The organism is Azospirillum mesophilum (assembly GCF_053470405.2).
On sequence record NZ_JBPXMQ020000047.1, the window covers coordinates 25,351 to 44,633 of the forward strand.

The 19,283-nt window shown below is 65.8% G+C and carries 8 protein-coding genes and 7 pseudogenes; 5 read left to right on the plus strand and 10 right to left on the minus strand.

The features are described from left to right. Positions 1 to 30 precede the first annotated feature (30 nt). Both ACSVC7_RS28015 and ACSVC7_RS28020 read right to left on the minus strand, forming a co-directional pair. Positions 31 to 4,683: a tubulin-like doman-containing protein gene (locus tag ACSVC7_RS28015; protein ID WP_448207787.1), complete on the minus strand. Its 4,653-nt coding sequence runs from the start codon at positions 4,681 to 4,683 to the stop codon at positions 31 to 33. 25 nt (positions 4,684 to 4,708) lie between these two features. After that, positions 4,709 to 8,782: a hypothetical protein gene (locus ACSVC7_RS28020; protein WP_448207788.1), complete on the minus strand. Its 4,074-nt coding sequence runs from the start codon at positions 8,780 to 8,782 to the stop codon at positions 4,709 to 4,711. 206 nt (positions 8,783 to 8,988) lie between these two features. Here ACSVC7_RS28020 and ACSVC7_RS28025 point away from each other — a divergent pair. After that, positions 8,989 to 9,150, plus strand: a pseudogene (locus ACSVC7_RS28025) (IS3 family transposase); the annotation flags it as partial. Between the two features lie 61 nt (positions 9,151 to 9,211). Here the strand turns inward: ACSVC7_RS28025 and ACSVC7_RS28030 are convergent. From ACSVC7_RS28030 to ACSVC7_RS28055, 6 genes and pseudogenes are all read right to left on the minus strand, one after another. Continuing rightward, positions 9,212 to 10,392, minus strand: a pseudogene (locus ACSVC7_RS28030) (Tn3 family transposase); the annotation flags it as partial. A 140-nt stretch (positions 10,393 to 10,532) separates the two neighbouring features. Continuing rightward, positions 10,533 to 11,120, minus strand: a pseudogene (locus ACSVC7_RS28035) (Tn3 family transposase); the annotation flags it as partial. 811 nt (positions 11,121 to 11,931) lie between these two features. Beyond that, positions 11,932 to 12,378, minus strand: a pseudogene (locus ACSVC7_RS28040) (DUF4158 domain-containing protein); the annotation flags it as partial. Then, positions 12,308 to 12,973, minus strand: coding sequence for a recombinase family protein (locus tag ACSVC7_RS28045; protein ID WP_448207789.1), 666 nt, complete (start codon positions 12,971 to 12,973; stop codon positions 12,308 to 12,310). The gene ACSVC7_RS28045 and the pseudogene ACSVC7_RS28040, both read right to left, overlap by 71 nt. Before the next feature lie 263 nt (positions 12,974 to 13,236). Next, positions 13,237 to 13,500: pseudogene (locus ACSVC7_RS28050) on the minus strand (IS5/IS1182 family transposase); the annotation flags it as partial. Positions 13,501 to 13,572: 72 nt separating this feature from the next. After that, positions 13,573 to 15,192, minus strand: a complete 1,620-nt coding sequence (locus tag ACSVC7_RS28055) for an ISL3 family transposase (RefSeq protein ID WP_448207790.1) — start codon at positions 15,190 to 15,192, stop codon at positions 13,573 to 13,575. Between the two features lie 192 nt (positions 15,193 to 15,384). On the opposite strand from ACSVC7_RS28055, the gene ACSVC7_RS28060 reads away from it, so the two are divergent. Next, the gene (locus ACSVC7_RS28060; RefSeq protein ID WP_448207794.1) at positions 15,385 to 15,606 is read left to right on the plus strand and encodes a hypothetical protein; all 222 of its coding nucleotides are present in this window, start codon (positions 15,385 to 15,387) and stop codon (positions 15,604 to 15,606) included. After that, a pseudogene (locus ACSVC7_RS28065) lies at positions 15,603 to 16,315 on the plus strand (IS6 family transposase). The gene ACSVC7_RS28060 and the pseudogene ACSVC7_RS28065 overlap by 4 nt, the downstream one beginning before the upstream one ends. On the opposite strand, the gene tnpA reads toward ACSVC7_RS28065, so the two are convergent. After that, on the minus strand, positions 16,272 to 16,526 hold the full coding sequence (gene tnpA, locus ACSVC7_RS28070) for an IS66 family insertion sequence element accessory protein TnpA (RefSeq protein ID WP_448207791.1): 255 nt from the start codon (positions 16,524 to 16,526) through the stop codon (positions 16,272 to 16,274). The pseudogene ACSVC7_RS28065 and the gene tnpA sit on opposite strands and share 44 nt — an antisense overlap. 93 nt (positions 16,527 to 16,619) lie before the next feature. Here tnpA and ACSVC7_RS28075 point away from each other — a divergent pair, with 93 nt between their 5' ends. Further along, positions 16,620 to 18,119 carry a recombinase zinc beta ribbon domain-containing protein gene (locus ACSVC7_RS28075; protein WP_448207792.1) on the plus strand — a complete coding sequence of 500 codons (1,500 nt, stop codon included), beginning with the start codon at positions 16,620 to 16,622 and terminating at the stop codon, positions 18,117 to 18,119. Positions 18,120 to 18,133: 14 nt separating this feature from the next. Here the strand turns inward: ACSVC7_RS28075 and ACSVC7_RS28080 are convergent. Continuing rightward, positions 18,134 to 18,334: pseudogene (locus ACSVC7_RS28080) on the minus strand (IS4 family transposase); the annotation flags it as partial. A 205-nt stretch (positions 18,335 to 18,539) separates the two neighbouring features. On the opposite strand from ACSVC7_RS28080, the gene ACSVC7_RS28085 reads away from it, so the two are divergent. After that, positions 18,540 to 19,283, plus strand: a 744-nt coding sequence (locus tag ACSVC7_RS28085; RefSeq protein WP_483508924.1) for an IS256 family transposase, incomplete at its 3' end; no start/stop codon positions are given.

The window sequence follows — 19,283 nt, forward strand, 5'->3', positions numbered from 1 at the left end:
ACGCTCACGCGACCGCGCCCCGGTCCGAACTCAGAACAGAACCATTTCATCGCCGACGAATGTTCTTTCGCGCCTGCGCACCTCTTCGCTGATGTGCACCATGGTTTCCAGCTTGCCACGAACCGCCCTCGCCGAAATCTGCGGACCGGCGAACAGGATGCTGAGTTGCGCGTGAACAACGGAAAGGTCGAAATGACCTTCGCGAATTCCCGGCAGGGCGGTGATGGATTCATGCAGCGCACGCTCCGTGTGGTCCTGCAACATCGCCTCCAGAATGTCCATTCCCAACTCTGCGGGGATGTCTGGAATGGGCTGCCCGATGCTGAAGGTGTTGCGCAATGCCTGAAGGGTGCTTTCCTGAACATCTGCGTTGGTTGCGCCGAAGTAACCGGTCTCCAGCATCCAGCGGAGGACCCTGGCCGGCTGACTCCCACAGATCACACAGGAATCCGGCAGGGTATGGGCCGGCCGGTCGCGGAAATATTCCGCGACGTCCTCCGGACGGAAATGCCGGACCCTGTTCGTTTCGCGGCGCCCCAGCAGCACAAGACAGATCGGGCAGACGTCAATGTGCCGGGAAAGATGTTCGAACGGAAGCAGCGGTATCTTGTCGGCGCCCCCGCAGGCCTGGCAGTTGCCAAGATCGTAATCGGCCGCCGTGCTCCAAGGCCGCGCTCCGGCATGGCATGAGAAGAGGTTGCGGCAGAAGCCCGGCCTCTTCAATCCGTCAGCAGCGATGGACTGGTAATCGCTCGTGTCGCGCAGCATCAAGTTGGTGCAGCGCGGGCAACGGATGGCGCCGATGGTGCTCGGCATCGGCTCGAACAGGGCGCCGTCGTGGGACGAGCAATATTGGCAGACCTGCAGCGTGCGCTGGCAACGACGGCAGGTCAGCGGCTTGCCGATCCGCGTCGCCTCCACGTCCGCGGCCGACGCCGGAAAGCCGCAATGGAAGCAACTGTGCGCGGTGGTCGGAACGCCGGCCTCCGCGCTGAAGCGCCCGTCCGCGCGATGCACGTGGACCAGTTTCTTCCCCGCGCCGTCCTTCACTTCCAGGGCCGGGAACAGCAGGTGTTCCGGAACATTCTGGTTGGGGCATCGGTGTTCGAGAAAATGATGATTGTCGATGAGTTGCTCGAACTCAAACCGGTCAAGTGCCGCAACGCCGTTCTCGAAATAGGTCCGGAGCGCAGCCGGAATCCGGGTCCGCATCCCCGGGGCAAGCCGGAGGGCCATGCAGCCCGGGCAGTCGATGGAATCGTCGGGGTCACGGCGCCGGACCGCCGCCAGTGGCCGATGTCCGGCAACATACCCCTCCAGGCACTGCGGGCAGGTCGTGTCGCGCATGGAGATGAGGCGGCCGTCATGGGCCGATTCCGGACAGTGCCACCAGTAGGTCTTCAGCTCGCCATGGCAGCACGGGCACTGCCGCACCGTCGGGCGCCCGAGCCCGTCGAAGGCGCTTGGCGGCAACCGTTCGGTCAGATCATCGGCCGGACAGGACGGGTTGCCGCAGCGGTTCAGGATCGGTCCGCCGCACCCCGGACAGATCAGCTGATCGCGCCCCGGGAGCCGACCGAGATCATAGCTGCATCCCTTGTTTCCGCACAGCACAGCATCGGGCGCCAGTTCGTCGGGGACGAGGTTTTCCAATTCGTCCGCCCCCCGCTGGAAATGGAACAGGGACCGGAAACGCGGGTCGGCGTCCCGGTAACGGCGGTGATAACGCTGAATCCCGGAGATTTCCGCGCCGGCCCGGTACAGTTCCTCGTAATAGATGATCGGGACCGGGCTGGCCTCCTCGGTGAAGGTGGGCGTTATGTTCAGCACCTTCTGCGCCGCGGCCTTGAGGCGGTTCATCAGGGCGTTGCGGTCGGAGGCGCTGCGGTCTTCCGACAGCGCGCGGCCGATCTGCGGCTTTCCGATCACCAGTTTGGCCTGCTGAATGGTCGGCGCCACCGGCCCTTTGCCAAACACCGTGCTGCGGCAGCGGGCGATCAATTCCTCCAGCCCCTGATCGCCGTTCAGGCGCGCGATGATGAACGCCTCCTGTTCAGACCAGAAGCGGACGAAGCCGTCGGCGTAGAGCCGGGCGAGCGTTTGGAAGTGGTCGAACGCGGCATTGGTCCGAATGTCCTCCCGATTGCCGGAAGCGTTGTGGGGGCGCAGGAAATGCCGGTCGATCGCCTCCGCCAGGGTCTGCACCAGGGGCAAAGCGGGCTGGGAGCGGACATCGCGCGGCTCGGCCGCGGCAACGATGTCCTTGAGGAATTCCTTCCATACGGCGCGCCGCGACGGACCATCCTGGAAGTGATTCCGCAGGTCCTCCCCTTCCGCGATCGCGTCGCGCGCGAAAAGGCCGTTGAGTTCGTCGAGCAGGGTATCCAGACGGTTCGGCGTGTCGCTGGCAAGGATGGACCGGAGCGTGGCCGGAAGGGGGGCCATCATGCGCTCGAAGCGCTCGGCGTGCTGGTTGTGCTGGGTGAAGGAACCACGCAGCTTTTGCTGTCCGTAGGTCTGCAGGCCGACGTTGCGTTCGTTGAGCAGGCGCAAGTTCCGGTCATGCATCTCCAGAATCTTGCGGATATCGCCGGCCAGACGTTCCCGGTTTTGGTGCAGGAACTGGTCGACGAGCTTTGGCCATGTCTTCGGATCCAGGACCGCCCGCCCGACATCGGCCAGAATGGCGTCGAGCCGCTCGCGGAACTTGGCCATGATGACGTCCAGCGGACCGCTGCCATGCATCGCGTGCTGATGAATCAGGTCTTCGTCCCGTGTCTCGTTGAGGATGTTCAGCGCGATGCGCATCTGGATCAGCGACGGGGGCGCTACCACGGACGAGACGCGGAGTTCCTCCGGAGGCACCGGCGTCATGCCTTCCAGCGTCAGCAGCGCAGTGCGCAGCAGTTCCAGCCCTTCATCGTCGAGAATGCCGATGCTCCGATCCAGGGAGTCGCAAAGGGCGTTCAGAGCCTCGCGAAACGGCTTCCAGCGCTCGTCCAGCTCGGCCTCGCACAGATCGACGTGGCGCAGGTCGGCCTTGACCGCTTCCACGCCCCCGGTCTCCACGCTCCAGCCCTGGGACTCGATGACCGCGGCCCAGGGCTCGCGCAACGCCTCATCCACCAGCTGGTAAAGCTCCTGCGCGCGCGCCTCGGGTCCGAGGGGATCTTTCCGGCCCGCCTTCAGTTCCTTGATGCGGGCCTTCAACACGTCCAGGGCCGCGCGCATGCCGTTGATCCGCGCGCAGGCTTCCGGCGGACCGTCTTCCGAAGCGGACCGCTGCCACAGATCGATCAGCGTGCCTTGCTCCAGCCGTTTCAGTTCCCGTTCCTCGCCGTACAGGCGGGTGGCGGCGGTGTCGGGCAGGCCCGGTGACGACGCTCCGGTAGCCAGCGACGGGATGGCCTGGAGAAGACTCATTTTGACCTTGCGGCCCGGCGTGACCGGCCTATGGGCGCCGGTGTCGTCGATGACGCGGTTCAGGATCGCCGCTTCCAGGGTCCGCGCCATCTCCCCGATTTCGGCCAGGGCCAGGGGCGTGACCGCCGACGTCGAGAAGACGAACCCCCGTTCGCGGTGATGGATCGGGGCGTTGACGTCGGTCTTTTCGTTGTTGGCCCCTTCGTCCAGCTTGGCGCGCACATCCTGCCGCAGCTGCGACAGAATGTTTTCGGCGATGCGGAAGCAGGTCATGCGGATGGTGGACGCGGCCAAGTCGGGAATCTCGGCCGGCTCGCCCTCCGGCTTGAAGGATTGGTAGAGGTAGACGAGGTTGAAGACGCTGGTGTCGCCCCGCCTGGCCTCGAAGGTCAGGCCCTGGCGGCCGATGGGATAGCGGACCTTGAACGTCTCGTCCGGCCGCAGGCGCCAGTTCTTGTAGGCGGCGAGTTCCTTCAGCGCGGCGTAGGCGTTCGTCTCGACCCGTTCCGCGCGGTCGCTGGCGACGAACGGATCGGCCAGCAGGAAGGCGCCGGTCAACGCACAGTCGGGGTCGATGTGCCGCATCATGAAGGCCACGTCCCAGAAGGTTCCCGCCCCGGTGCCGCCGGACAGCGAGCAGACGAGATGCACACGGACCGGCTTCCCGGGCTCCGTGACCTTGCGGACCCGCTCGTGGCTGTCCTTCAGCTTGTCGTAAATGGCGCGGGCCTCAGTGAACAGGCCGATCCGGCCGAGGGGACGCCATTGCCCGGCCCCTTCATACCGGGCCTGACCCAGCGACATCTCGTTGAGCGCCTCGTGGTTGATCGCCGGCAGCCATTCCGCCACCGCGGGCACCGCCGATTCCGCGCTGCCGTCATACTCCCCGCCCCCGACCACCCGGAGCCGCTGGCGCGGAGCCTGCCGGATCGCCTCGACGCTGCGGACGATGTCGTCGGTGCGGACACCGATGATGGGCTCGATGGTCGGCAGCGTCCGGCCGAACGCGTGCCCTCCCCCACTCCGGAAAGCGGCGGAGCGGGGGACGACATGCTCGTCGAGTTCCTCCTCCCGGTTGGCCTTCCAGTCCGTGTCGATGGCCAGCAGCTGCAGGTGGCCGTCTTCGTACATGCGCCGCAGCCCGGAATCCACGCCGCTTTCCGCCTGCCAGCGCAGGTAGCGCAGGGTGCGGACGCCCGTGCCGCCCAACCCGATCACCAGGGCCGGGAAACGCTTCACATTCTTCATGGCCATGGACATGGATGATGTCCCCCTTGGTTTCGGGTCAGTTCAGAGCGGTGGTCAGATTGCGTGCTTCGCGGTAGTCCCAGTGATGCTCGACCGTTCTCGGGTCGGTCGGGGTGTACCAGATCGCGTAGGTTATAAGTGGAACGAGCGACACCAGGAATATTCCGAGAATGAGCAAGGCAACATGCCGGTCGAAGGAATGAATGACCGCCGGCATTTCCTTCGCTTTTTCGCCTTTCACGGCGATACGGTTTACATGAAATCTTTTGTATCCGCGCGCCAAAAGGCTAAGTCCAGTGAATGCGGACGTTACGACGGCGATCACCGAAAGCCATACGGTCCAGTCCAAATCACCCAGGAGCCACAACAGGCTGATCCAAGCCCCAAAAAATGAGGACGGAACGATGAATGAGCCGAACAGATTGGAAAAAGAGCTTATCCAGTCAAAAGCACTCGATCCGTTTGACAAAAAGTACTCAACGAGACCCTTTTTCCTTACAGCAGACCATTTCCTGGCAAGGCCTGCAATGCTAAGAAGCATGATGGCGCTGACAACAACGGATCCAGCCATTATTATGGCGGACAAATTGTATCCAAAGCTATCGTCAAAGGAAAATGACTTACTGTTTTCCTGGTTTGACACAGGAGCAATCCTCACCAATCCAGGAGAGTACTGCCTAAAATCCCCCTGAAGCCCCCAAGCCACTGTTACAGCGAAGCTTTCTCGAACCCCCGAAAAGTCATGCGGTATGACGATCCTATCACCATACACCGCGGTTCCATCCTTGCTTGAAAGCCAGACATTGAATTCCTGCTTTCCAAGCCTTAGAAACGATGTGTTCTGAATTTCGATATCGACGCTTATCGCAGTGTAAGGATCCTTTGTCGGAACCTTGGTTGCCTTGAAGTTGCTGAACGCGAAATCAAATACAGGTATTCCACCAACAGCGGAGGAAGAGGAACGCGCATCGCCGTTACGGGTGGACGACGTCTTGTCCCTAAGCTCCACGCGAAACCTTTGAAGTGTCGCAATTTCCCTTGCTTCGTTATCGTTCAGTGCGATCACCTTTGTTACTGTCTTTCCGCCCCCCACGAATTCCGGAATGTCGAACGTCTTTTGCGCGATTTCCTTTTTTCCATCCGGCGAAAGAAGGGCATAACCGGTAGCCATGTTCGGAACAATGCCGGGGTTGGCCATATCGATGCGGATTTCCCGGCGTTGCGGGTCGAAGGGACGGTCCTTATTCACCTGGACTTCAAGTGGCTTCGGGGTCGGCAAGGCAACGGACGCCCAACCGACCGGGCACAACTTCGGGTTCTGCAACACATCGAGGTCGGTCAGGGCGCATATCCGCAAATTTTGCCCCGCCAGCAGTTTGGTCTGCCATTCGTCCTTCATCGGAACCACCACCTGAAGCGGCGTGGGGATTTCCTTGGCTCCCTCCTTCGAAGCGCCCCTGATTTCAATTCCGTTGGGAGGATCGTAGAATTCGGGCTCACCACCTTCGGGTGGGGCGAGCAAAATCCGTCCCAGCGTCTGATTGTAGATCGCTTCGTTCTCAACGGTGACAGACAGGATCAGCGGCAGACGATCGCTCCACGCAACCGAGTCCGCCACCTTCAGCGGCTTCGACGGCAATGGCGTGATGGGGTAGCTCGGCAACAACGCCCGCCCCGGCGCCGCCTGCCCATTTTCGTCCTGCAAAACCACATTCTGGTCCAGATGCGGACTGTGCGCCCGGAAGAAATCCTTGTTGAACGGAATCTTGATCGTTTCCTGGCCCAGGCCGGCAATGGACACCGGCGATGGAAGAGGAAGGGGTTCCGCCTGCTCCGGCCGTCCGCCTTTGCCGAAAATCCGCACCTGGGTAAGGCGGTTCAGAACCAATGACGGATTTTGCACCTGAAGCTGCAATTCCAGGAAGCCTTTGTCATTCGGTGCGAACGCACCCGACGCCAGCCGCAGTGGGACGTAGGAAGGGGTCGTTTCTTTCTTCTCCGGTCCCAGGTTGTCGTTGTCGTCCATCGCCTGAATGAAGAAGGACGATTGCCGCAGAATCGCCCGGACGGCGATGTCGCGCCCGTCGAAGGTCAGGATTTTCTCCATGGTCGAACCAGGGCTCAGGGTAGACGGGTCGGTCTGCACCGCGACCTTCTCGCCGCCCTCCCCACGCAGCATCACCCCCGTCAGACTTTCACGAAACATCGCGTTGCCGTTGCTGACCACAATCCGGGCGCGCAGAAGACCGGTTTCGACATTTTCCAGCCAGCGCAGCTCGTCGATTTTGAGACTGGTCGAACTGGCCGTCGGGCGCCCAACCAGCCGCGGCTGGGATTCACTCCCGCTCGCCGCGTCATCGACCGCGACCGACAGGCTGTTGTTGTTCAATGCCTGTACCGCGCTAACACCCAGCGGAACGGTCAGCCGCGCACTCCCGCCGGCAGCAATCTCAGCGGCCGAGCTGACCGGCTCGTTGGCAAAGGGTGAGCCGTCGGCCCCATAGAAAATGACGTTGCGGACGAGCCGGGGCGGCAAGCCGGGGGAGACGACCTCGATGTCGAGGAACACCCGGCCGTCCTGTGTCCGGGCGCGCGCCTCGGCGACCCGCAACGGCGCCGGCCGGCCATACACGACACGCACACGGGGCGACTCCGGATCGTTCAAACGCTCGCGGTCCATGGACAAGACCGAGGCGAAAACCGGGCCGCGGTCCAAGGCCGCGTCAATGGTCTGTGTCAAGGGAATGGTCAGAGACCTCGTCCCGCCCTTCGCCAATTCCGTCGATGCCGGCAGGTCGATCCCACCCAGCCCTGCATTCCCCGGTTCGGCGCTGTAGAAGGCGATCCGACGGACGATCCTGGCGTCCGATTGCGGGTTGGCCAGCGTGATGATCAGGCTTGCCGGCTGTCCCGCCGCGCGGCGCTCCGCCTTGACCTCATTGACGGTCAAGCCCCCGCCGCCGCCCTTCTCGACCTTCACCCGGGTCGGTGCGCCACGCCCCTCGCTGTCCAATCCGGCGAAGATGGACGCGGCGGCCAGCAGGGACCGCGCCTCATTTCCCCCGACCCGCAGGTCGATGGTGTCGGTCGCACCGGCCTCGATCGTCCGGTCGGCGGCAATTGTGGCCAGCGCGGCTCCGTCTGGACGGTCGGCCAGCGCCACGGACCGCAGACGGGTCGGCACGCGCGCCGGGTTGCGCACCGTCAGCGTGCAGCTCATTCCATCCACGCCGCGGGGTTGGCAGGCTCCGGCCGACAAGGCCAGCCGGGGCCGCGTCGCGCGCAGCACGCCGTCCACGAATTCGCGCGCGAACTGGTTCAGGTCCTTGGCCGCATCTGAGTATTCGATGGATTGCGCGTTAAGTTCCTTTTCCAGGCTCTGCACCAGGGGGCGCAGCCGCACCGTGTCCAAGGCGCAATCCCGGTAGGGCTTAGTGGTTTCGGCGAAATCCGCCTCGCTGGGGCGCACCACGAAAAGGCCCACATAAACCGGCAACTGGTCGGAATCGGCCGGAACGGCGATGGCCCGCCGGACCGCGTCGATGTCCGAGGCGACCGCCGTCTTCTGAGTAGCCTTGTACTGCTTCATCAGGTCGCAGATGCCGGTCCCCCGATTGTTCTCCGCCTGGTTGGAAGGATCGTGGATGAAGTCGCTGGCGATCAGAACGATCTTGAGCCGGTTGTCCGAACGGTCCTGCAGACCGGGAAGGGTGGAGATGGAGCGCAGAATGGGGCCGAAGTCGGTCACGCGGTCCGGCGTGATGGCTTCAGTGAAACGGTTGACCGCGTTGTTCAGCGCGCTGACGTTGCCGCCATCAATGCGTTCGGCCAGCGGCAGCACCTCCCGGCCGAACGTGTAGAGCGACACACGGTCGCCCTGGCTGACGAAGGTCCGCGTGCCGTCGATGGGGAGGTTGAAGGCAGTCTTCAGCATTTCGGCCAGTCGTTGGTTGGGACCGTCCGGCCCGCCCGTGAAGACCGTCTTGGAATTGTCCAGGAAGACGAACAGGTCGATGGGAGGAAGCGCGTGCTGCGCCGACGCCGTTCCCGCGAACAACGTGAGCGCAACCATCAAAGCCGCGACGATAAGCGTCCGCAAGGCCTGTGCCATGGTGAAGTCCCTTTCCTGTCCATCCAGCCGGCGGGCCTTTAGCAGGAATCGGGCCAGCGCTCTGACCTTTGAATCTCAAGAGAATTTTGGAACAGAGGGCCAAATGGGACTGTCCACTGCACAACCGGACTGTACAGCTTGGACAGTGCGGAATGAACCGCGCCGGGTTTCCCGGAGGCCCCGTTTCTTGAGAGACTGGGGTCATCATGACGAAACAGGCATCACCCAAATACGCCCCTGAAGTCCGCGAGCGCGCGGTTCGGATGGTGTTCGAGCACGAAGGGGAGCACGCCTCGCAGTGGGCGGCGATCAGCTCGATCGCGGCGAAGATCGGCTGCAATCCTGAGACGCTGCGGGGCTGGGTCCGAGGACATCGCGACATTTGTTCGGTAAACAACGCTAAGGTCGAACGCACCGGGAACGCGGCTTTCAAGCGGCATGGCGGCGACGTCCCAGGTTGAGCGGCCGCCTTCCCATCGGTATGGCTGCCGCCCGGTCCCACAGGAAATCACGGGACAGGCTGATGTGCTCCCAGCCGACCGGCGAGGTGTGGACGAGCAGGTCGTCGGGCACGGTCTCGCCGATCATGCGCAGGTGAGCCACCGCGTCAGCCATGTAGGTCGAATTCCAGTGGACGATCGCGGCGATGAGCAGATTTAGTCCCGAGGCGCGGTACTGCTGGGCCTCGGACCCGCGGTCGGCGATCCGGCCCTGCTTGAAGGTGCAGATCGCCTGGGCCAGGGCGTGACGCTGCTCCCCTTTGTTCAGCCCGATGTGACAGCTCCTCCTGAGTTCGGGCGTTTCCAACCAATCGATCATGAAGAGTGTGCGCTCGATGCGGCCCAGTTCCTGGAGCGCCAGATCGAGCTGGTTCTGCCGCTCGTAGGCAGCCAGTTTCTTCAACATGGTCGAGGGCGCCACGGTGCCGGCCTTCAGCGACGCGACCAGACGCACCACGTCGGTCCAATGGTCGCGGATGACGTCCACCTTGATCCGTCGGCCCAGCAGCGGCTGCAGGTCCGGATAGCAGCTTGGCGGCTCGATGCTGGCCAACCGGCGTTCGGGAAAGTCGCGCAGGCGGGGACAGAAGCGGAAGCCGAGCATGGCCGCCATGCTGAACACATGATCCGAGGCGCCGCCCGTGTCCACGTAGTGGGTGTCGATGGTCAGGCCGGTGCCGTGGTGGAGCAGACCATCCAGAACGAAGGGTGCCTCGTGCGTCGCCGCCGAAATGACCCGGACATGGAACGGACCGTGCTGATCCGAGACGTGGGTGTAGAAGCTGAAGCCGGGGCTGCCGCCGTAGCGGGCGTTCACCTCGCCGGCGACGTTGCCGCGCTTGCCGGAGCGGAAGAACTGGCCGTCCGACGAGGACGTCGTGCCGCCACCCCAAACGTGGGCAGCCGATGGTGCGCGTCGATGATCCGGGCCAGGGCCGCCTGGTAGGTTTCCAGCCGGATGAAGGAATCGGCGGTCCAGATCAGCCGGTCGCGGGTCACGCCCTGGCTGGCCTCCGCCATGCGCGTCAGCCCCAGGTTGGTGCCGTCGGCCAGGATGGCGGCGAGCAGCGCATTCTCGTTGTCGCAGGCCTCGCCGGTGCGCAGGTTGGGCCCGAACGAACGAAATGCGCAAATTTGGCCTATAAGCAGACAAAATGAGAACGTCAGGCGGCAAGGAGGAGGCTGTCCGGGACAGGGCGGAGCGCCCTCAATCCGGCATGGTTTTCCGTTATGCTCGAAGCGGTGTTTCAGATGTAGTCGCCGGTCAGGTTGACATGCTCCCATCCCAGCGGTGAGAGATGAGCGAGCAGGTGCTCGGGGACGTTTTCCACCTCCTGTAGGGCGGCGACGGCGCGCTCCAGATACCGCGTGTTCCACAGGATGATCGCGGTCACCAGCAGGTTCAGGCCGGAGGCGCGATGCTGCTGGTTCTCGTAAGTCCGGTCGCGGATCTCGCCGAGCCGATGGATGAAAACCGCACGCGCAAGGCTGTTGCGGGACTCGCCCTTGTTGAGCTCCTGGCTGGTTTGCCTCCGGAGTTCGGGATCGGACAGCCAGTCCAGGGTAAAAGCTGTCCTGGCCAGTCGGCCCAGTTCCCGCAACGCCGCAGCGGTGCCGTTTTGCCGCGGAAAGGCGGCCAGCTGGCGCAGGATCACCGAGGCCGTCACCACGCCGTTGCGGATGGACATGGCGATCCGCAGGATGTCGTCCCAGTGGGTCCGGATGAGCCCGACGTTGATCCGCCCGGCGATCAGCGGCTCCAGCGACGGATAGGCCGACGGCTTCTCGAAGCTGTACAGGCGCCGGTCCTTCAGATCGGGCACCCGTGCGGTTGACCGTGCGCAACACCTCGATGGCCCGCAGAAGTGGGGCGGCGGCCGAAGCACTTTGAAAGCTGAACGCCTCCAGGAACGCCGGTGCCCAGCGGCGCACCCCCGCGTAATGCTCGCCCAGCATCTGGAAGGCATCGAACTCCTCGTCGCGCGCCAACGCCTGGGCCTCCGCGACGCTGGTGCGGAACCGCTCCCACGGGATCACCGTGGCGACGGCCGTGAAGGCGTCCCGCTGGCCATCGTAGGCACCGATCAGGGCGGCGCCGACCTTGGCGAAAAGGCGCACCTTGTCATTGATGGCGCGCCCGTCGGCCTGGAAAGCCCGGGCATGGTGGCCTTCGGCCTTGCGAAACATCGTCCCGACCAGCCGGTCGAAGAGATCGATGGCTTGGTCGGTCAGGCTGGCGCCAAGGTCCAGCGCGATGGCCACCAGCGTGGCGTGGCGGCGCTGCCGCTCCAGGCCGGCGAGGTGCTGCACGGTGGTTCGGCCAGCCTCGCGGGCCAAGTGGGCCAGGCGCCCTTGGTGAACGCGATGGCCCTGCGCCGCGTCGATGCCGATTTTCCGGACATGGGCCACGCGTTCCATGAGGCCGAGCATGGCCGTCGGCTTGGCCGCTTCCGGCATTTGGCGCAACCATGTCAGCCAGCTCTGGCTGGTGTCGGCCCGGCGCTCCGTCAACGCGTCCAGACTTTTGCGCTGCTCGGCGGACAGCCCCTCGGTCAGGCGGTGCTGGACCTCCCGCCGGGCTTGCTGGCGGACCTCGATGCACAGCCGTTCGAGCGCCCTTGGCGACGGGATGGCGATCCGGCGCTGCCGGCATTCCTCCAGCACCCGGCCGGCGAGATGGGCGAGCCGGTCGTCCTCGATCGCGTGCGGCAGCAGCCATTTCGCCAACTCGGCCGCAGGACGGGATCCGAACGGACGCAGCCCGACCCGTTCCTGCGCCTCGGCGGCATGCCGTCGGCAGGTCCGCGGTGCGGCCAAATAGTCTTCGATGCAGTTCGGAAGAACGTCGATCTGCTCGGCGAGGAACGCAACGAGGGCGGCCGGCGGGCGCTCGTCGACCTTCAAGGGCCGCCCCGGATAGCGCAGATAGCCGAGCATCAGCGCAAAGCCGAGACGGTTGTGGTCGCCCCGGCAAGCGCGGATCAGGGCAAGGTCGCCGGTGGACAGCGTGTAATGACGCACCAGGTCACGCCGATCGGTCGGCGGGTCGAACAGCGCGGCGGCGTGGGCTTTGGTCAACTGCGGACGGCGGGGCACTCGGGTCTCCCGGTGGTTGGACGCCGGGAGCCCAGCCGATCCGGGCCAACGCGTCGATCAAGGTGCTGCGCTTGAGGCCGAAGGTGCGGCAGACCGCGGCCTTGCTGGCGCCGCCGTCGAGGGCGGCGACCACCGCGGCGAGCTTTTCGGCATCGAGGATGGGCGGACGGCCGCCCCGGCGGCCGCGCCGACGGGCGGCGGCCAAGCCGGCCATGACCCGTTCCTGGGTCAGGGAGCGCTCGAACTGGGCGAGCGCGCCGAAGATGTGGAACAGGAACTCGCCCTGCGGGGTGGTGGTGTCGATCCGCTCGGTGAGGGAGCGGAACGCCACCCCACGCGCCTTGAGCTCGTTGACGGTGGCCAGCAGGTGCGGCAGGGAGCGGCCGAGGCGATCAAGCTTCCACACGACCAGACAATCGCCCGGCTGCAGAAACGCGAGCGCCCCGGCAAGTCCGGGGCGATTGTCGTGGCTGCCGCTGGCGTGATCTTCGTAGAGGTGGCGTGCATCGACGCCGGCGGCGAGCAGGGCGTCGCGCTGGAGATCCGCCACCTGCCGCTCGCCGTCGCTCGACACGCGCATGTACCCGATCAGCATGTGCGGAAAACCCCTTGGAAATGGTTCCCGTATAATACCCCATTCCGACAGGGTTTGCCGTACAGAATTTCAGCCTGAAAAGGGCCTCCGGACGTGCCGGCCGGAGGCCCACGGGAATCATCTGATTCCCGACAGGGCACCGCTAACGAGGGAGAGGGGGCAGCGCAAGCCAAGCTGTTGATTCTCCAGGAACCTTCAGCGTGGCTGTTCCGGGTTTGTCCGCTTATAGGTCAAATTTGCGCATTTCGTTCGTTCGGGCCGACCAGCGCGCGGACATTGTACCGGGAGGCTTTCTGCCACGCCATGCGTCCGTGCTCGGCAATGGACTGCAGGTGCTGATCGCGCTGTGTTGAGGTGGTCTCGGCGGTCGCACTCGGCACCGCCGTGGAGCGGGGCGGCACGATCACCGCGGCGTCCGGTGTGTGCTCCGCCACGGCTGCGGTCACGCCGGTCTGGTCGTAAGCACCGTCGCCCATGAACGCGGCAATAGGCCCGTCAATCTGGTCCAGCAGAGGACCGACCTGCGATCCGTGTAAAGGCCGGATGAAATTTGGTCCATCCGCAAACTCGGTGCATAGGGACGGCTTGAGCGGTGCCGTTCAGGCGGCCTCAAGGACGCGATGGCGTAGCAGGTCGAAGCCGCCGCGGCCGTTCATCGTGCGCTTGGTCGTCTTAAGAGTGCTGATCTGTCCCTCCACCGGCCCGGTGCTCCACGGCAGCGACAAAGCCGCCTGCACCGCCGCCAAGTCGCGCTTCAGGCCGCCGGCAAAGCCCGCCAGGGCCGTGTCGGCCGCCGCCGTCAGCCATCCGTCCAGCTCGTCGGCCCGCTGGCCGCGGACCATCGCCCGGAAGGCCCGCGCCAGTTCGATGGTCCGCGCCAGCTTCGAGGAGCGTGCGATCAGGGCGGTGACGAAAGCCTGTTCGGTCGTCTCGATCTCGTCGTCGCCGGCCACCACCAGCCACGCCGTCCGTCGCCGGGAGGGCGTCCGCCACGCAGCGGGCTCTGCGGAGGCTGCGCCCACAGCGACCTGCCGCAAGGGGCGCGCCCACTCCCGGACCAGACCGCTCTGGCCAGTGAAGCCGAAGGCGCGGATCCCTCGCCACAGCCGCGTGGCGTTGTGGCAGCCCTCGTCCCAGCGCTGGCGCAGATGGTCGGCGAACGGATCGAGCAGGCTGCCCGCGGCCGGCCGTTGCCAGGACGGCGGCTGCCCGGCGCGCAGCCAGACCCGCACCGTCCTGCGGTCCAGCCCGAGCGTCTCGGCGATGCGCGTCTGGGACCAGCCGCGGGCGTCCAGCGCGGCGACCTCCTCGTAGCGGGATTGACGGGCGGCGTGGGTCGCGGCACGCCGCTGGTCACGGCGGGTCGGCGGCCGGGTGTTCTTGGTCGGGCGCGGTGCCGGCTCTTCAGGTTTGTCCCGCCCGGCGGTCTCGGCCGGAACGATGGCCCGCCGGGCGGCTGCCCGCAGGTCGCGGTGATGGACGGTGAGGACCTCCCCCAGCGCATCGCCGAAGTTGCGCAGGAGATGCCAGCGATCCGCCACCTGGATGGCGCCGGGCGCGCCCTGGCGGATGCCGTCGGCGTAGGCACCGGCGCGATCGCGGGCAACGATCTCCACGCCAGGGTGCGCCTTCAGCCACGCAGCCACGGTGTCGGCCTGCCGGTCGGGCAGCAGGTCGATGGACCGGTTGCGCTCGAGGTCGACGACGATGGTGCCGTAGCGCTTGCCCTTGCGCCAGGCCCAGTCATCGATGCCGATGACGCGCGGCTCCGGCATTTCCGGGACGGGCACGGCCCGGATCAGGCGCAGCAGCGTGTCGCCGCTGACCGGCATGGCGAGCCGGCTGGACAGCCGGGCGCCGGGCTCGCCGCCCGCGCGCAATGCGATGGTGCGCTGCGCCTCGGCCAGCCGGCGGGTGCGCCGGATGCGGGGTGGCGCCACGGTGGGCAGGCGTTCAGCGAAGATGCGGCGCGGGCAGTCCGGGGCTGCACAGCGGAACCGGCGGACCCGCAGGTGGAGTTCGCCCACCCGCCCCTGCCAGGGCAGGTCGCCCAGGCGACGGCTGTACCGGCTGTGGACGCGGCGCGACGATCGCCGGCATTGCGGACAGGTCGTCGTGGCGGCCCGCACATGGGCGGCCACGACGACGCGGTCGCCATCGACGGTGACCCGGTCGACGGCAAGCCCGGCCGGAAGCAGGGAATGCAGTGTTTTGGACAAGGAAACCGATGTTCTGAAGGGGATTTCGATCCCCTTATGTGCTCACTCCGGCTCCGATCCGCATCCGGCATGCACCGAGTTTGCGGATGGACCGAGTATTCAACCGGCACTGACAGGCCCTACGCGGTAACCGGACAATCCCTGCTGCACGAGCTTCTGAGCAGTCCTGAATCCTTCCGGGAGCGGAAGGATGTGATCGCCGTCTACCCGCTCGGCTGGTTGAGCCAGACCGCTGACGACCTCCAGAAGGAAGCCCAGGAAGATCATCAGGATCCTGAGCTGGAGGTCTACGAGGGATGGGAAACGGCATTTTTGCCGGGCGCGCACGTGGTCGATTTCCGCAGCTACGCGAGCGGGGCACCGTCAAGTCCACGGTGGCGGGGCGGCAGGGGTGCGGGTATAGGGTTGCCATGACGACGCCCCGTGACCCCCGCTACGTCGGATACCGCTTCCCCGCCGAGGTCATCGCGACGGCGGTGTGGCTCTACTTCCGCTTCCCCTTGAGCCTGCGCATGGTTGAGGAACGCTGGCGGCCCGCGGCATCACCGTGAGCCATGAGACGGTGCGGCAATGGGCCTTGAAGTTCGGCCGCGAGATCGCGGATCGGTTGCGCCGGCGGGCGCCACGCCGGGGCGATAAATGGCACCTCGACGAGGTCGTCTTGACCATCGCCGGCAAGAAACATTATCTCTGGCGGGCCGTCGACCGCGATGGCTTCGTGCTCGATGTGCTGGTGCAGAGCCGGCGCGATGCCAAGGCGGCCAAGCGCCTGCTCCGCAAATTGCTGAAAAAGCAGGGCCGCGCGCCGCGGGTGCTGGTGACCGACAAGCTGAAGTCCTACGCCGCGGCCAAGCGGACCATCATGCCGGGGGTGGAGCACCGTCAGCACAAGGGCATCAACAACCGGGCCGAGAACTCGCACCAACCGACCCGACGACGCGAGCGGCAGATGAAGCGCTTCAAATCGCCCCGACAGGTGCAGCGCTTTCTGTCCATCCATGACCCGATCGCCAACCTCTTCCACCTCCGCCGCGACCACCGACCCGCCTCCGACTACCGCGCCGCCCGCGCCCAGGCCTTCACTGCCTGGGTTGAGGTCGCTGGTGCGCCGCTGGCCGCTTGATCCCCCGATCTCTGGGCATCCGTGGCCGAACTGCGCCAGCCATCATGGTCGGTGCCAACGAGTTGACGGTGCCCCAAGCCCACCAGCCGAAGGTCTTGCGCGACAGCCCCTGCGCCGCGCAGTAATCGCTGCGGCTCCGGCCACTCGCCCGCCACGCCTCAACGTGTCCCCGCCAAAACGACTCGGCCGAGCCCGCCACCGTCGATCCCATCCCCGCCTCCCGCTGATGATCGGTTCGCGCGGGAGGCTACTGGCCTCAGCGCCAAATCGGCCAGATGGGGCGCTCCTGACGGATACGGTCTTCATGCTGTTCGAGCGGTATGGCACCATCGACGGGGTGCTTCGTCATCTCGTCGCCCACGACCTGCTCCTGCCCGACCGGCGGCGCTCCGGCATCGGGAAGGGGGAGTTGGATTGGCGACGTCCAAACCGGGCCACGCTGAGCGACCTGCTGCACAGCCCGGCCTATGCCGGTGTTTATGCGTATGGACGCCGCGCGGTCGATCCGGGCCGCCGCCAACCGGGCCACCCCGCCACCGGCCGGCGCCGTGGCCATGAGTTGGACGATGGCATCATTCTGCTCCGAGACCGCATGCCGGCCTACATCAGTTGGGAGGCGTATCTGAGGAATCGCGACCAGATGCAGGCCAACCGCACCCAGCAGCGCGGTGTGGCGCGCGGCGGACCGGCCCTGCTGGCGGGGCTCGTCGTGTGCGGCCGCTGCGGGCACCGGATGCTCACGGTTTACAACAACAACGGCCGTGACCTGCGCTACATCTGTGGGGTCGAGCGCGCCTCCTACGGCACGCCGCTCTGTCAGTCTCTGGCCGGGCGGAGTCTTGACCAGCACATCGCCGAACTGGTGCTGCAGGCGGTCCAGCCCTCAGCTTTGGAAACCAGTCTCCAGCTGGTCGAGGATCTCGAACTGGAGCGGGCCGAGCAGCATCGCCAATGGCGGCTACGGCTGGAACGGGCGCGCTATGAGGCCGAGCGAGCCCGTCGGCAGTATGATGCGGTCGAACCGGAGAACCGGTTGGTGGTGCGAGCCCTCGAACAGCAATGGGAAGAGGCCTTGACCACCGAACGCCGCCTGCTGGCGGAATACGAGCGCGCGCGGGCGGAGCAGCCGGTGCCGCCGAGCGCAGCGGAGCAAGAGGCGATCCGGCGTCTGGCGGCGGACGTTCCGGCCCTGTGGGCGGACCCAGGCACGACTGACCAGGACCGTCAAACCCTGGTTCGCTTGGTGCTGGACCACATCGTGGTGACCGTGGAGGGAATGACGGAAGCGGTGATCGTCGATGCCTTCTGGGCTGGCGGCGTCCGAACCCGGACCCACTTTCGCCGGCCGGTGGCCAGCCTGAAGCAACTGAGCACCTACGATGCCTTGGCGTCGCGCGTGGCGGAGTTGCGCGAAGCCGGGTACACGCATGCCGCCATCGCCGACACACTGAATGCCGAAGGGTGGATGCCGGCCAAACGTTGCGCCCACTGCACCGGCGGCATGATCGGGGATCCGCTCCGCCGGCAGGGCGTGGTGTCGCACCAACGCTCGACTGTGGTCGGACGCGTGGACCGTCAGGCCAATGAAGTGACGATCCTCGAATTGGCCGAGCGCTTGGCGATGCCGCACCAGACCGTGTTCGCGTGGTTGCGCCGGGGCTGGCTCCACGGCCGGCTGGCCGAGGCCGGCGGCCAGCGGATTTGGCTGATCCAGGCCGATGAGGCGGAAATAGCCCGCTTGGCGGCACGGGAGCACATCCCCAAACACCGGTCCACCCGGCCATCACCCCACCAAACACTATAATCTCTTGAGAGGCGCCATGGTTGGCAGATGTCGATCGCCCACCGGCGCTTGTACAGATCGGCGATCTCCTGCGCGCTCGCCGCCAAATCGTTGCTCAAGACCCGCAGCACTTTGCCCGTCGCGATGCGCACCCGCACCTCGCGCACCGGGGCCGGAAAGGGGTTGGTCCGGCTCTTGGCTTGGCGGGCCGGCAGGTGCCCAACCCGGTCGGACAGGGTAACGTCCAGGGGCGTGGTGGAAAAAGCGCCCATGAAGGATCGGGCCGGGGCCGGGCGAAGCCCTCCCATAGCGTAGCCCGGCCCGATCCTCCGCCTCGCTGGCGGTGACTTGGCGGAAGGAGGTGGCCATCGCGCGTCTTTGGTAAGGTCGAGTTGCGACACCGGACCACAACCAGCGAGACGGTCCCCGACTTGATCGGGGATGACCGACGACACAATGGCACTTCTCGACCAGATCCAGAAGAGCTCGGATGGCGACTTCCTGCGCGCCATCGCCGAACACGCGCTGCACCGGCTGATGGCCTTCGAGGTCGACGCGCGGATCGGCGCCGGCCGGCACGAACGTAGCGAGGCGCGCACCACTTACCGCAACGGCTCGCGGTCGCGTCCGTTCGACCCCCGGCTCGGCACGCTCGACCTGAAGATCCCCAAGCTGCGCCAGGGCTCCTATTTCCCGAGCTTTCTGGAACCGCGCAAGACGGCGGAGAAGGCGCTGACGGCCGTCATCCAGGAAGCCTGGATCCAAGGCGTCTCGACGCGCAAGGTCGACGACCTCGTCCAGGCGCTGGGCATGACCGGCATCTCCAAGTCGCAGGTTTCCGCTCTGTGCCAGGAGATCGACGAGCGCGTGCACTCCTTCCTGAAGCGCCCGCTGGACGGCGAGTGGCCCTACGTCTGGCTGGACGCCACCTACCTCAAGGTCCGCCAGAACGGGCGCATCGTCTCGATCGCGGCGATAATCGCCACCGGCGTCAACCAGGACGGCCGGCGCGAGATCCTCGGCCTCGGGCTCGGCCAATCGGAGGCGGCGACCTTCTGGATCGAGTTCCTGCGCGGCCTCGGGCGGCGCGGGCTGAAGGGCGTGAAGCTGGTGATCTCCGATGCCCACGAGGGGCTGAAGGCGGCCATCAGCCAGGTTCTGAGCGCCACGTGGCAACGCTGCCGG